The sequence below is a fragment of the Agromyces allii genome (genome assembly GCF_009749385.1).
Taxonomy (GTDB): Bacteria; Actinomycetota; Actinomycetes; order Actinomycetales; family Microbacteriaceae; genus Agromyces; species Agromyces allii.
In genome coordinates this window covers 160,878-174,676 of record NZ_WBIN01000004.1, presented here as the reverse complement: position 1 = coordinate 174,676, position 13,799 = coordinate 160,878, and the positions used below count along the sequence as shown (strand labels likewise).

Below are 13,799 nucleotides of genomic sequence, written 5' to 3'. Positions count from 1 at the left end.
TCGGGTAGCGTGGTCTCGTGAGCACTGAAGACGGTCAGGTCGACGTGGCCGACGAGACCCGCGCCGCGATCGACGCGATCGAGGCCCTGACGCTCGACGAACGCGCCGCGGCCTACCTCTCGCTCGCCGAACGTCTGCGCGTCGAGCTCGAGCACTCCGACCCGTCGCGGCAGTCCGACTGACGCATGGCCTCTCGACGTCTCGATGCCGCCCTCGCCGACCGCGGACTCGCGCGCTCGCGCACGCACGCGGCGACCCTCATCGCCTCCGGGCTGGTCACGGTCGACGGGCGACCCGTCGTCAAGCCGTCGACGAAGGTCGACGACGAGCAGACCGTCGAGGTGGCGGCATCCGATCACTACGTCTCGCGCGCGGCGCACAAGCTCATCTCGGCCCTCGACGGCTTCGGCGTCGACCCCGCCGACCGGGTGGTGCTCGACGCCGGGGCATCGACGGGCGGATTCAGCCAGGTACTGCTCGAACGCGGGGCGCGGGCGGTGCTCGCCGTCGACGTCGGACACGGTCAGCTCGCCGCCGAACTCTTCGGGGCGCCCCGACTCGTGCTCGTCGAAGGATGCAACGTGCGTTCGCTCGATCGAGCGTCGCTGGCCGCGCTCTCCGGAGTCGATGAGCCGCCCTCGCTCGTGACGGCCGACCTGTCGTTCATCTCGCTGACGACGGTGCTGCCCGCGCTCATCGCGACCGCCGCCGACGGTGCCGAATTCGTGCTGCTCGTGAAGCCGCAGTTCGAGGTCGGCCGCGCCGGCGTTCGAGAGGGCATCGTGCACGATGCGGCGCTTCGATCCGAGGCGGTCGCCGGCGTGCTGTGGGCCGCGCACGACCTGGGCGTCGGCACGGTCGGCGTCATGTCCTCCCCAATCGCCGGCACGCGCGGAAACCACGAGTACCTCGTGCACCTCGATGCCGCGCGCGGGGTCAATCCGACAGAATGGATGCGGCAGGTCGAGCAGATGACAGGAGACGCGACCAAGTGAACGACACACGGCACTTCCTCGTGGTCTCGCACACCGGTCGTCGCAACGCCCTCGAAGCGACCGGCGAGGTCTGCGCCCAGCTCATCGCGGCGGGCGCCGTTCCGGTGATCGCCGACGAGCAGTGGAACGACGTGCACGAGTTCGTGCCGGAGCTCAACGGCCGCGTCGCCCGGCTCGAGGAGACCGATCCGGAGCTCATCGAACTCGTCATCGTGCTCGGCGGCGACGGCACGATCCTCCGCGCGGCCGAACTCATGCGCGAGTTCCCGATCGCGCTGCTCGGCGTGAATCTCGGCCACGTCGGGTTCCTCGCCGAGAGCGAGCGCGACGACCTCGGCTACACGGTGCAGCGGGCGCTCGCGCGCGACTACACGGTCGAGGAGCGCATGACCCTGTCGGTGCGCGCAAAGGTCGACGACGAGACCGTGTTCGAAAGCTGGGCGCTCAACGAGGTCTCGGTCGAGAAGGCCGAGCGCGAGCGCCTCATCGAGGTCGTGATCGAGGTCGATCGCCGACCGCTCTCGTCGTTCGGGTGCGACGGCGTCGTGATGTCCACTCCCACCGGGTCGACGGCCTACGCGTTCTCGGCAGGCGGTCCCGTGGTCTGGCCGGGGCTCGAGGCCCTGCTGCTCGTGCCGTTGAGCGCGCATGCGCTCTTCGCGAGGCCGCTCGTGGTGGCGGCCGACTCGTCGCTCGCCGTCGAGGTGCTCCGTCGCACCGAGGCGTCGGCGGTCATCTGGTGCGACGGGCGACGCACGTTCGACCTTCCGGCCGGTGCCCGCGTCGTGGTGCGGCGCTCGCCCGTGCCGGTGCGCCTCGCGCGGTTGCACGAGGCGCCGTTCACCGACCGGCTCGTGAACAAGTTCCAACTTCCCGTGACGGGCTGGCGAGGACCGGTGGGCCATGATTGACGAACTCGGCATCCGCGACCTGGGCGTGATCGCCGAGGCGACGCTCCCGCTCGGCCCCGGCTTCACAGCGGTCACCGGCGAGACGGGTGCGGGCAAGACCATGGTCGTCACGGCGCTGGGGCTGCTGCTCGGCGCCAGGGCCGACGCCGGGGCCGTGCGTTCCGGCGCGAAGCAGGCCTGGGTCGAGGGGCGCTGGCTCGTTCCCGACGACGGAGCGGTCGCCGAACGCGTGGCCGAGACGGGCGGCGAGATCGAGGCGGGCGAGCTGCTGCTCGGGCGCTCGGTCTCGTCCGAAGGTCGCAGCCGTGCGGTCGTCGGCGGTCGCAGCGCGCCCGTCGGCGTGCTCACCGAGCTCGGCGAAGAGCTCGTCGTCGTGCACGGGCAGGCAGACCAGCAGCGCCTTCGCTCGGCGGTCGCGCAACGCGACGCCCTCGACCGGTTCGCCGGCGCAGAGCTGCTCGCCGCGCTCACCGAGTACCGCGGTGCGTTCACCGCCTGGCACGCCGACGCGGCCGAGCTCGACCGGCTCACGCTCGCCCGCGACGAGCGGCTGCGCGAGGCCGTGCTGCTGCGCGAGGCGCTCGAAGAGATCGAGGCGGCCGACCCGCAGCCCGGTGAAGACGTCGAGCTCGCCGAGCGCGCAGACCGCCTCTCGAACCTCGAAGACCTCCGCCTCGCCGCGTCGCAGGCGCACACGCTCGTTTCGGCCGACGAGATCGTCGACGATGCGCCCGACGCGGTCACCCTCGTCGACGGCGCGAAACGGCACCTCGAACGCGTCGTCGAGCACGACGCCGCACTCGCACCCATCGCCGAGGCCCTGCAGAACGCCGGGTTCCTGCTCGCGGATGCGGCGGCCGAGCTCGGCGCCTACCTCGCGAGCCTCGACGCCGACGGTGCGCGCGAGCTCGAGATCGTGCAGGAGCGCCGTGCTCTCCTGACCTCGCTCGTGCGTCGGCACGGCTCCACGCTCGACCAGGTGCTCGACTTCGGTCGCACCGGAGGGCTTCGGCTCGTCGAGCTCGACGGCGACGACGAGCGCATCGAGCAGCTCGCGGCATCCGTCGACGAGGGCGCCGTGGTCGTCGATCGACTCGCGACCCGCGTCAGCGAGCTGCGCACCGACGCTGCGGGCCGGCTCGCGACCGCCGTCACGGTCGAACTCGCCGCGCTCGCCATGCCCGACGCGCGCCTCACGGTCACCGTCGACTCCGAGCACGATCCCGCGCCCCACGGTCGCGACCAGGTGACGATCCTGCTGCAGCCGCATCCGGGCGCCGAGCCGCGCTCGGTCTCGAAGGGCGCCTCGGGCGGTGAACTCTCGCGGGTCATGCTCGCGATCGAGGTCGTCATCGCCGGCACCGATCCCGTTCCGACGTTCGTGTTCGACGAGGTCGACGCCGGAGTCGGCGGCGCCGCGGCGATCGAGATCGGGCGGCGACTCGCCCGGCTCGCCGAACGATCCCAGGTGATCGTGGTGACGCACCTCGCGCAGGTCGCGGCGTTCGCCACGAACCACCTGAGCGTCGTGAAGGGCACCGACGGGCGCGTGACCGAGTCCAGCGTGCGGCGTCTCGAGGGCGGCGACCGCGAGGCCGAGATGGCGCGCCTGCTCTCGGGTCTGGCGGAATCCGAGAGCGGATTGGCGCATGCGCGCGAGCTGCTCGACCTCGCCGCGGAGCGGGCGACCACAGGTTGAGGCGCGACCGAGTTTCTGATGGGGTGACGTCGGGCGAGAGGCGCCCGACGGCGACGAAGGGGGATCTGGTGAACGGTGTCGGGGCGAGTTCGCAGAAACGTGGCTTAGACTATAAGCCCGTGGTGGAAGAACGCGGACAGGCGCCGATGAGCGCAGACAATTCGAACGACATTACCAAGCACATCTTCGTGACCGGTGGTGTCGTTTCCTCGTTGGGCAAGGGCCTCACGGCAGCGAGCCTCGGCAACCTGCTGACGGCCCGCGGGCTGCGGGTGGTCATGCAGAAGCTCGACCCGTACCTCAACGTCGATCCCGGAACGATGAACCCGTTCCAGCACGGCGAGGTCTTCGTCACCGACGACGGCGCCGAGACCGACCTCGACATCGGACACTACGAGCGGTTCCTCGACATCGACCTGAGCCAGGCGGCGAACGTCACCACCGGCCAGATCTACTCGACGGTCATCGCCAAGGAGCGTCGCGGCGAGTACCTCGGCGACACGGTGCAGGTCATCCCGCACATCACCGACGAGATCAAGCGCCGCATGCGACTGCAGGCCACCGAGACGCCGAAGCCCGACGTGATCATCACCGAGATCGGCGGCACGGTCGGCGACATCGAGTCGCAGCCGTTCATCGAGTCGGCACGCCAGGTGCGTCATGAGCTCGGCCGCAAGAACGTGTTCTTCGTGCACGTCTCGCTGGTGCCGTTCATGGGCGCCTCGGGCGAGCAGAAGACCAAGCCGACGCAGCACTCCGTCGCGACGCTGCGCTCGATCGGCATCCAGCCCGACGCGCTCGTGCTCCGCAGCGACCGGCCCGTCACCGAGGCGAACAAGCGCAAGATCGCGCTCATGTGCGACGTCGACGAGGGCGCCGTGGTGAACGCCGTCGACGTGCCGTCGATCTACGACATCCCGACGATGCTGAACGACCAGGGCCTCGACGCCTACATCATCGAGACCCTCGGCCTCGACGCCAAGGCGGGCGAGGTCGACTGGTCCGGCTGGAGCGGCCTGCTCGACGTCGTGCACGACCCCAAGCACGAGGTCACGATCGGTCTCGTCGGCAAGTACATCGACCTGCCCGACGCGTACCTGTCGGTCACCGAGGCGCTGCGCGCCGGCGGCTTCGCCAACGACGCCAAGGTCAAGATCGAGTGGATCCCGTCCGACGAGTGCCGCACCCCCGAGGGCGCGAAGAAGCACCTGTCGCACCTCGACGGCATCTGCGTGCCCGGCGGCTTCGGCGTGCGCGGCATCGAGGGCAAGCTCGGTGCGTTGCGCTACGCCCGCGAGAACGGCATCCCGACGCTCGGACTCTGCCTCGGCCTGCAGTGCATGGTCATCGAGTACTCGCGCAACGTCGCGGGTCTCGAGGGCGCATCCTCGAGCGAGTTCGACCCCGACACCGAGTTCCCGGTCATCGCCACCATGGAGGAGCAGGTCGAGATCATCGCCGGCGGCGACCTCGGCGGCACCATGCGTCTCGGCCTGTACCCGGCCGCACTCGAAGAGGGCTCGATCGCCGCAGAGGTGTACGGCTCGACGCTCGTCTCCGAGCGTCACCGCCACCGCTACGAGGTCAACAACGCCTACCGCGACCGCATCGCCGAGGCCGGCCTCGTGTTCTCGGGCACCTCGCCCGACCGGCACCTCGTCGAGTTCGTCGAGCTGCCGCGCGACGTGCACCCGTACTACATCGCCACGCAGGCCCACCCCGAGCTTCGCAGCCGCCCGAACGACGCGCACCCGCTGTTCCGCGGCCTCGTCGGGGCCTCGCTCGAGCGCCAGAAGGCGAGCCTGCTCTTCGACGACGCGAATGCCTGAATCGCCCGCGAGCGGTCCGGAGGTCGAGCCGCTCGCCGATGAACGGGTCGTCGTACCCGTCTCGGCGAGCGAGCTCCTCCTCGAGGGGCGCGTGTGGGACATCCGGCGCGAGACGTTCGATCTCGGCGCCGGGCCGATCGTGCGCGACTTCATGGACCACCCGGGCGCGGTCGCGGTGCTCGCGCTCGACGACGACGACCGGGTGTTCCTGATCCGCCAGTACCGGCATCCGGTGAGGCTCCGAGGCTGGGAGATCCCCGCCGGGCTGCTGGACGTCGCGGGTGAAGACCCGCTCGAGGGAGCGAAGCGCGAGCTGGCCGAGGAGGGCGACCTCGAGGCGTCCGAATGGTCGGTGCTCGCCGACTTCCTGACGACGCCCGGCGGCAGCAACGAGGCGCTGCGCATCTACCTCGCCCGCGGCATCCGCCCGACCGTCGAGGTGTTCGAACGCGAAGACGAGGAGGCGCACATCGAGACGCGGTGGGTGCCGCTCGACGAGTGCGTCGACGCCGTGCTCGCACGACAGGTGCAGAACCCCTCGCTCGTGATCGCCGTGCTCGCCGCCGAGGCATCGCGCTCGCGCGGATGGCGGAGCCTCGGCGAGGCTGATGCCGCCTGGCCGACCAGGTCGCCGGGCCGTGGCACGAGGGCCGCCGACGCCGCGGTGGAGGGCGCCGCACGGACATGAGCGCAGAGCGGTGACCGCGCAACCGGAGGTCGACGCCTACCTCAGGCACCTCACGGTCGAGCGCGGTCTCGCCCGCAACTCGATCACCTCGTACCGCCGCGACCTCGCGATCTACACGGGCTGGCTCGAGGCGCGCGGATTCGACGGTCCGGGTGCGGTCGCCGAGCAGGATCTCTCCGACTTCATCAGGTTCCTCGGCGCCGAGCGCGTGCCGACGCTCGCCACCTCGTCGATCGCGCGCGTGCTCTCCTCGGTGCGGGGACTGCACCGGTTCCTGGCCGACGAGGGCACCCTCCCGGCCGACGTCTCCCGGGAGCTGCGACCGCCGAAGCTGCCGATGCGGCTGCCCAAGGCGATCTCGGTCGCCGATGTCGAGGCGCTCATCGCGGCCGCGTCGGGCGAGGAGGTCGACCGGCTGCGCGACGCCGCGCTGCTCGAGGTGCTCTACGGCACCGGCGCCCGCGTGTCGGAGGCGATCGGGCTCAACGTCGACGACCTCGTCGACGAGGAGGTCGTCCGGCTGTTCGGCAAGGGCGGCAAGCAGCGCATCGTGCCGCTCGGCTCCTACGCCAGGCGCGCGATCGACGTGTACCTCGTGCGCGCACGTCCGCTCCTGTCGGCGCGGGGTACGGCGACCCCGGCGCTGTTCCTCGGCATGCGCGGGCGACGGATGTCGCGGCAGGCCGCGTGGGAGGCGATCCACGGTGCCGCAGAGCGGGCGGGGCTCGCGGCATCCGTCTCACCGCACACCCTGCGGCACTCGTTCGCGACGCACCTGCTCGAGGGCGGCGCCGATGTCCGCGTCGTGCAGGAGCTGCTGGGGCACTCGTCGGTCGCGACGACCCAGGTCTACACGCTCGTCACGGCTGACACACTCCGGGAGATGTACACGTCAGCCCACCCGCGCGCTCGCTAGAATCGACCAAGCAACTCGCCCGACGAGGGGCCGGCAGGCGGAAGAGAGACCACACGTGACCCAGCAGACGCACGATCCGGCGAACGGCATCGGTTCGCTGACGCAGGATCTCGGTCCGACCGGTCGCCCCCACCGCGAGTTCCCCGAGCCGAAGCCGCTGCGTTCGCACGGTCCGGCCCGCATCATCGCCCTCTGCAATCAGAAGGGCGGCGTCGGCAAGACGACGACGACGATCAACCTCGGCGCCACGCTCGCCGAGTACGGGCGCCGCGTGCTCGCGATCGACTTCGACCCGCAGGGCGCGCTGTCGGCGGGGCTCGGCGTGCAGACGCACGACGTGCCCACGATCTACGACCTGCTGCTCTCGCGGTCGATCGACCCGAACGACGCGATCCAGAACACCAGTGTCGAGGGCCTCGACGTGATCCCGGGCAACATCGACCTGTCGGCCGCCGAGATCAACCTCGTCAACGAGGTCGCGCGCGAGCAGATCCTCGCGGGCGTGCTGCGCAAGGTCTCCTCCGAGTACGACGTGATCCTCATCGACTGCCAGCCCTCGCTCGGGCTCCTCACGGTGAACGCGCTCACGGCCGCGCACGGCGTCGTCATTCCGCTCGAGTGCGAGTTCTTCGCGCTGCGCGGCGTCGCGCTGCTCATCGAGACCATCGACAAGGTGCGCGACCGGCTGAACCCGGCGATCACGCTCGACGGCATCCTCGCGACCATGTACGACTCCCGCACGCTGCACTCGCGCGAGGTGCTCGAGCGGGTCGTCGACGCGTTCGGCGACGACGTGCTCGAGACGGTCATCACGCGCACCGTGAAGTTCCCCGACGCGACGGTCGCGGCGACGCCCATCACGCAGTTCGCGCCGGATCACCAGGCGTCGAAGTCGTACCGGCAGCTCGCGAGGGAGCTGGTCTTCCGTGGCGCGGTCGCCTGAGGCCGTTCCGGTCTCGGGGGAGCAGGCGCCGGTCGGCGACGCCGAGCCGTCGAACGAGGCCGGGGGAGCGACCGGTGCCGAGGGCGGGTTCCGGGTCGCCCTCACGAACTTCGAGGGCCCGTTCGACCTGCTGCTCTCGCTCATCGCCAAGCACGAGATGGACATCACCGAGGTGTCGCTCTCGGCGGTGACCGACGAGTTCATCTCGTACCTGCGCGGCGTCGACTCGGCTGACGAGCTCGACCGCGCGTCGGAGTTCCTCGTGGTCGCTGCGACCCTGCTCGACCTGAAGGTCGTCGGCCTGCTGCCGCAGGGCGAGCTCGTCGACGCCGAGGACGTCGCGCTGCTCGAGGCCCGCGACCTGCTCTTCGCGCGGCTGCTGCAGTACCGCGCCTTCAAGGAGGTCGCGCGGTGGTTCCAGTCGAACCTCGACGCCGAAGGGCTGCGGCACGCGCGCACCGTTCGTCTCGAGGACCGGTTCCGCCAGCGTGCGCCAGAGCTGCGGTGGACGCTCAGCGCCGACGACTTCGCGGCGCTCGCCGCCCTCGCGCTCGCGCCGCGGGAGATCCCGACCGTCGGCCTCACGCACCTGCACGCGCCGCTCGTGTCGATCCGCGAGCAGGCGGCGCACGTCGTCGCGGTGCTGCGGCGCGGTGAACCCGTGAGCTTCCGCCAGCTGATCGCCGGCGTCTCGCAGACGGGCGTCGTCGTGGCCCGGTTCCTCGCGGTGCTCGAGCTCTACCGTCACGCGGCGATCGGCTTCGACCAGGTCGAGCCGCTCGGCGAACTCACGCTGCACTGGGCCGCCGAGACGTGGTCCGACGCCAACCTCGAAGCCCTGGGGGCCGACTATGACGAATGAGATCGACGAGATCGACGAGACGGATGCCGCGGCGGACGTCGTCGACGAGGGTCGCGCCGAGCCGACCGACGGACCCGAGCTCTCGGTGGTCACGCCGCTCGACGTGCCCGGCCAGCCGCACCTCGACCTCGATCGCGCCCTCGAGGCGATCCTGTTCATCGCCGACGAGCCGCAGAGCGTCGTGCACCTCGCGGCGGCCGTGCAGCGTCCGGTGGCCGAGGTGCGTGCGGGAATCGCACGCCTGCGTGCCGACTACGACGGCACGGGAGTGTCGGGCGAGCCCCGCACCGATGTGGCCGACGCGAACGATGCGGCACGCGGCATCCGGCGCGGATTCGAGCTGCGCGAGGTGGGCGGCGGATGGCGGTTCTACGTGCGCAGCGAGTACGACGCGCTCGTGTCGGATTTCGTGATCGCGCAGACGTCGACGAGACTTTCGCAGGCGGCGTTGGAGACGCTCTCGGTGATCGCGTACAAGCAGCCGATCTCGCGTTCGCAGATCGCGTCGATCCGTGCCGTGAACGTCGACTCGGTCGTGCGCACGCTGCTCGGCCGCGGCCTCATCACCGAGATCGACACGGACGCCGAGACGGGCGCCCTCCTCTACGGCACGACCGAGCTGCTGCTCACCAACCTCGGCATCAACTCCATCGACGAGTTGCCCCACATCTCCCCGTTGCTCGACGACGGTCAGGAAGGATTCGAACGTGACTGAGAAGAACGGCAGCGACGGCCAGGCGGCCGCCGGCTGGTTCACCGAACCCGAGGGCGTGCGCCTGCAGAAGGTGCTCGCCGCCGCGGGCGTCGCGAGCCGCCGCGTGGTCGAGCAGTACATCGTCGAAGGCCGCATCGAGGTCAACGGCGTCGTGGTGACCGAGCTCGGGCGTCGCATCGACCCCGACAACGACCTCGTCGCCGTCGACGGCGTCGCGGTGCAGCTCGACCCCGGCAAGCGCTACTACATGCTCAACAAGCCGCGCGGCGTCGTCTCGTCGATGCGCGACGAGAAGGGCCGCCCCGACCTGCGCGAGTTCACCGACGAGCTCGAGGAGCGCGTCTACAACGTCGGTCGCCTCGACGGCGACACGAGCGGCCTCCTGCTGCTCACGAACGACGGCGACCTCGCGCACGTGCTCGCGCATCCCTCGTTCGGCGTCGAGAAGACGTACATCGCCAAGGTGCAGGGCCGGGTGTCGCCGCAGACGCTGCAGAAGCTGAAGCAGGGCATCGAGCTCGAAGACGGCCCGATCAAGGTCGATCGTGCGAAGATCCGCCAGCACCAGGGCGACGACCGGCACTCGATCGTCGAGCTCACGCTGCACTCGGGTCGCAACCGCATCGTGCGCCGCATGATGGCCGAGGTCGGGCACCCGGTCGTCGAGCTCGTGCGCCGCAGCTTCGGCCCGCTGCACCTCGGCACGCTCCGCGTCGGCGTCATGCGCGAGTTGACCGACAGCGAGCGCGGCCTGCTCCTGACCATCTCGCGAGAGGCGGATGCCGCCCGCGGGCGCGGCGATGCGGCATCCGGTTCGTCCGCGGACTCCGCCGACGACAGCGCGGCCTCGGACTCCGCCGCCGATTCCGCCGACGAGGGGGAGTCGTGAGCGAAGCGCGCCTGACGGGCCCGGTGCGGATCGTCGGCGTCGGCCTGCTCGGCGCGAGCATCGGGCTCGGACTGCGGGCGAAGGGCGTCGAGGTGATCCTGGCCGATGCGTCGCCCACGCATCTCGCGATCGCGGCCGACTACGGCGCGGGCCGCCCCGCCGCGCCCGGCGACGTGCCGCAGCTCGTGGTCGTGTGCGTGCCGCCCGACGTCACGGCCGATGTCGTGGCATCCGAACTCGCGGCCAACCCGACGGCGATCGTGACGGATGTCGCGAGCGTGAAGCTCGCCATCTACGACGACCTCGTGGCGCGCGGCGCCGACCTCTCGCGCTACCTCGGCACTCACCCCATGGCCGGACGCGAGCTCGGCGGCCCCATGTCGGGCCGCGCCGACCTCTTCGTCGGACGCCCGTGGGTCGTCGCGGCGCACGAGGGCATCTCGTACCGCGACGCATCGGTCATCGACGACCTGATCCTCGATCTCGGCGCCACGCTCGTCGAGCTGACCCCCGAGCAGCACGACCGGGCGGTCGCGCTCGTGTCGCACGTGCCGCAGGTCGTCTCCACGCTCATGGCGCGTCGGCTGATCGACGCGCCGCACGCATCGGTGAACCTCGCGGGCCAGGGCATCCGCGACGTCACGCGCGTCGCCGCGAGCGACCCCGAGCTCTGGGTGCAGATCCTCGGGCAGAACTCCGCGCCCGTCATCGAGATCCTGCGCGGTTACCGCGACGACCTCGACCGCTTCATCGACGCCCTCGTCGACCTCGAGGCGCCCGGCGCCCGGCGGCGCATCGCCGAGGAGCTCTTCGGCGGCAACACGGGCGTCGAACGTCTGCCCGGCAAGCACGGCGTCGACCGCCGGTACGCGAGCCTCATCGTCATGGTCGACGACCGACCCGGTCAGCTCGCCCGGCTCTTCAACGACGTCGGCGATGCCGGCGTCAACCTCGAGGACCTCCGCCTCGAGCACTCGCCGGGCGCCCAGGTCGGCCTCGCCGAGATCTTCGTGCTCCCCGAGGTGCAGGAGCGCCTCACCGATGAGCTGGCCGCGCGCGGCTGGCGGATTGCAGGCTGAACGTGTCCCCGATCATTCCCGTCGTCGTCGCGATCGACGGCCCCGCCGGCAGCGGCAAGTCGAGCGTGTCGAAGGAGGTCGCCAAGCGACTTGGCTTCGGCTTCCTCGACACGGGGGCCGCGTATCGGGCGCTCGCCTGGCACGTGCAGGCCTCGGGCATCGACACGGATGACGCGGCATCCGTCGTCTCGTCGCTCGCGAGCTTCGACTACCGCATCGGCACCGACCCGGCCGGCTACGCCGTGCACGTGGGCGACGTCGACGTGACCTCGGCCATCCGCGACCCCGCGATCTCGGCGGTCGTCAGCCGCGTGGCGCGCGTGCCCGAGGTGCGCGCGCACCTCATCGAGCTGTTCCGCAGCCTCATGGCCGCCGAGCCGCGGCCCGGCGTCGTCGTCGAGGGCCGCGACATCACGACCGTCGTCGCCCCCGACGCCCCCGTGCGGATCCTGTTGACCGCCTCGCCCGAGGTGCGCGCCTCGCGGCGCTCGGCCGAGCTCGTCGGCTCGGTGACCGCCGCCGTCGGCGACGAACTGCGCAAGCGCGACGAGGCCGACTCGAAGGTCGTCGACTTCATGACCGCGGCCGAGGGCGTCACCACGGTCGACTCGACGGAGCTCGATTTCGAGCAGACCGTCGAGGCCGTGATCGACGTCATCAGGTTCACACAGCCAGTCACTGATTGAATAGAGCGGGGCGCATCTCGATCAGACGCGCCCGAAGACTTGAGGAGACACCCATGACCGACCAGCGCGACGAGTACGACGACGCGTCCGTCGTCGACGACCGGCTCGCCGACCGCCTCGCCGACGTCGACGACGAGCTCGCCGAGCAGCGCGCGGCAGCGTTGCGCTCGGGGCTGTCCGACTACAACCTCGACGACGACGACCTCGAGGTGCTCGAGCACTCCGAAGAGGGCGAAGACGGCATCCGCTACCTCCCGGCCCTGCCGGTGATCGCCATCGTGGGCCGCCCGAACGTCGGCAAGTCGGCGCTCGTCAACCGCATCCTCGGCCGTCGCGAGGCCGTCGTCGAAGACACGCCCGGCGTCACCCGCGACCGGGTGGCGTACAAGGGCGAATGGCTCGACCGCCGCTTCACGCTCGTCGACACCGGCGGCTGGGAGCCCGACGCCAAGGGCATCGACGCCTCCGTGGCCCTGCAGGCCGAGGTCGCGATCGACCTCTGCGACGTCGTGCTCTTCGTCGTCGACGCCACCGTCGGCGCGACCGCGACCGACGAGCACGTCGTGCGCCTGCTGCGCAAGACCAAGAAGCCCGTCTTCCTGGTGGCCAACAAGGTCGACGACGCCCGTCAGGAGTCCGAGGCCGCCGCGCTCTGGAACCTCGGCCTCGGCGAACCGCACCCCGTCTCGGCACTGCACGGCCGTGGTGTCGCCGACATGCTCGAAGCCGTCTTCAAGGTGCTGCCGCTCGTGTCGGCCGTGGCGAAGGACGAGTTCGGCGGACCCCGTCGCGTCGCGATCCTCGGTCGCCCGAACGTCGGCAAGAGCTCGCTGCTGAACAAGGCCGCCGGTGAAGAGCGCGTCGTCGTCAACGAGCTCGCGGGCACGACCCGCGACCCCGTCGATGAGCAGATCGAGCTCGGCGGCAAGATCTGGCGCTTCGTCGACACCGCCGGCATCCGTCGTCGCGTGCACCTGCAGCAGGGGGCCGACTTCTACGCGTCGCTGCGCACCCAGGCCGCGCTCGAGAAGGCCGAGGTCGCCGTCGTGCTCCTCGACGTCTCGCAGCCGATCTCGGAGCAGGACGTGCGCATCATCGACCTCGTGCTCGAATCGGGCCGTGCGCTCGTGCTCGCCTACAACAAGTGGGACCTGCTCGACGACGACCGTCGTCGCTACCTCGAGCGCGAGATCGAGAAGGACCTGCACCACGTGGCGTGGGCGCCTCGCGTGAACATCTCGGCGCGCACCGGCCGTCACCTCGAGAAGCTCGTGCCCGCCCTCGAGACCGCTCTCGAGTCGTGGGACACCCGCATCGCGACGGGCAAGTTCAACGCGTTCCTCACCGAGCTCACGCAGCAGACGCCGCACCCCCTGCGCGGCGGAAAGCAGCCGCGCATCCTGTTCGGCACGCAGGCCGCGAGCCGTCCGCCGACATTCGTGCTCTTCACGACCGGGTTCCTCGACCCGGGCTACCGCCGGTTCATCCAGCGGCGCCTGCGCGAGATCTACGGCTTCGAGGGCTCGCCGATCGTCGTCAACATGCGCGTGCGCGAGAAGCGCCAGCGGTAGTCGGCTCGCGTTCGTC

General features: G+C 70.7%; 14 protein-coding genes. All 14 read left to right on the top strand.

Annotated elements, in window-relative coordinates; genetic code table 11:
• Nucleotides 1-17: 17 nt before the first annotated feature.
• Nucleotides 18-182, top strand: coding sequence for a hypothetical protein (locus tag GQR16_RS07225; RefSeq protein ID WP_157414473.1), 165 nt, complete (start codon nt 18-20; stop codon nt 180-182).
• Between the two features lie 3 nt (nt 183-185).
• Nucleotides 186-995 carry a TlyA family RNA methyltransferase gene (locus GQR16_RS07220; protein WP_157414472.1) on the top strand — a complete coding sequence of 270 codons (810 nt, stop codon included), beginning with the start codon at nt 186-188 and terminating at the stop codon, nt 993-995.
• Complete coding sequence (locus tag GQR16_RS07215; protein WP_246200616.1) at nt 992-1,906, top strand: NAD kinase; 915 nt, start codon at nt 992-994, stop codon at nt 1,904-1,906. The genes GQR16_RS07220 and GQR16_RS07215 overlap by 4 nt, the downstream gene beginning before the upstream one ends.
• Nucleotides 1,899-3,605, top strand: coding sequence for a DNA repair protein RecN (recN, locus tag GQR16_RS07210; protein ID WP_157414470.1), 1,707 nt, complete (start codon nt 1,899-1,901; stop codon nt 3,603-3,605). The genes GQR16_RS07215 and recN overlap by 8 nt, the downstream gene beginning before the upstream one ends.
• Nucleotides 3,606-3,751: 146 nt before the next feature.
• Nucleotides 3,752-5,434: a CTP synthase gene (gene pyrG / locus GQR16_RS07205; RefSeq protein ID WP_157414469.1), complete on the top strand. Its 1,683-nt coding sequence runs from the start codon at nt 3,752-3,754 to the stop codon at nt 5,432-5,434.
• Entirely contained in the window at nt 5,427-6,122 is a 696-nt protein-coding gene (locus GQR16_RS07200) for an NUDIX domain-containing protein (RefSeq protein ID WP_157414468.1), read from the top strand. The genes pyrG and GQR16_RS07200 overlap by 8 nt, the downstream gene beginning before the upstream one ends.
• Before the next feature lie 10 nt (nt 6,123-6,132).
• On the top strand, nt 6,133-7,038 hold the full coding sequence (gene xerD / locus GQR16_RS07195) for a site-specific tyrosine recombinase XerD (protein ID WP_246200615.1): 906 nt from the start codon (nt 6,133-6,135) through the stop codon (nt 7,036-7,038).
• Between the two features lie 55 nt (nt 7,039-7,093).
• A complete protein-coding gene (locus GQR16_RS07190; protein ID WP_157414466.1) occupies nt 7,094-7,981 on the top strand; it encodes a ParA family protein in 888 nt (295 codons plus the stop codon).
• Nucleotides 7,965-8,843 (top strand): segregation and condensation protein A, encoded by an 879-nt coding sequence (locus GQR16_RS07185; RefSeq protein WP_246200613.1) that lies wholly within the window; start codon nt 7,965-7,967, stop codon nt 8,841-8,843. Before GQR16_RS07190 ends, GQR16_RS07185 begins: the two co-directional genes overlap by 17 nt.
• Nucleotides 8,833-9,558 (top strand): SMC-Scp complex subunit ScpB, encoded by a 726-nt coding sequence (gene scpB / locus GQR16_RS07180; RefSeq protein WP_157414465.1) that lies wholly within the window; start codon nt 8,833-8,835, stop codon nt 9,556-9,558. The genes GQR16_RS07185 and scpB overlap by 11 nt, the downstream gene beginning before the upstream one ends.
• Nucleotides 9,551-10,447, top strand: coding sequence for a pseudouridine synthase (locus GQR16_RS07175; RefSeq protein ID WP_157414464.1), 897 nt, complete (start codon nt 9,551-9,553; stop codon nt 10,445-10,447). Before scpB ends, GQR16_RS07175 begins: the two co-directional genes overlap by 8 nt.
• A complete protein-coding gene (locus tag GQR16_RS07170) occupies nt 10,444-11,526 on the top strand; it encodes a prephenate dehydrogenase (protein WP_157414463.1) in 1,083 nt (360 codons plus the stop codon). The genes GQR16_RS07175 and GQR16_RS07170 overlap by 4 nt, the downstream gene beginning before the upstream one ends.
• Nucleotides 11,527-11,528: 2 nt before the next feature.
• Nucleotides 11,529-12,212 carry a (d)CMP kinase gene (cmk, locus tag GQR16_RS07165; protein ID WP_246200611.1) on the top strand — a complete coding sequence of 228 codons (684 nt, stop codon included), beginning with the start codon at nt 11,529-11,531 and terminating at the stop codon, nt 12,210-12,212.
• 53 nt (nt 12,213-12,265) lie between these two features.
• Complete coding sequence (gene der, locus GQR16_RS07160) at nt 12,266-13,783, top strand: ribosome biogenesis GTPase Der (RefSeq protein WP_157414462.1); 1,518 nt, start codon at nt 12,266-12,268, stop codon at nt 13,781-13,783.
• Nucleotides 13,784-13,799: the final 16 nt, after the last annotated feature.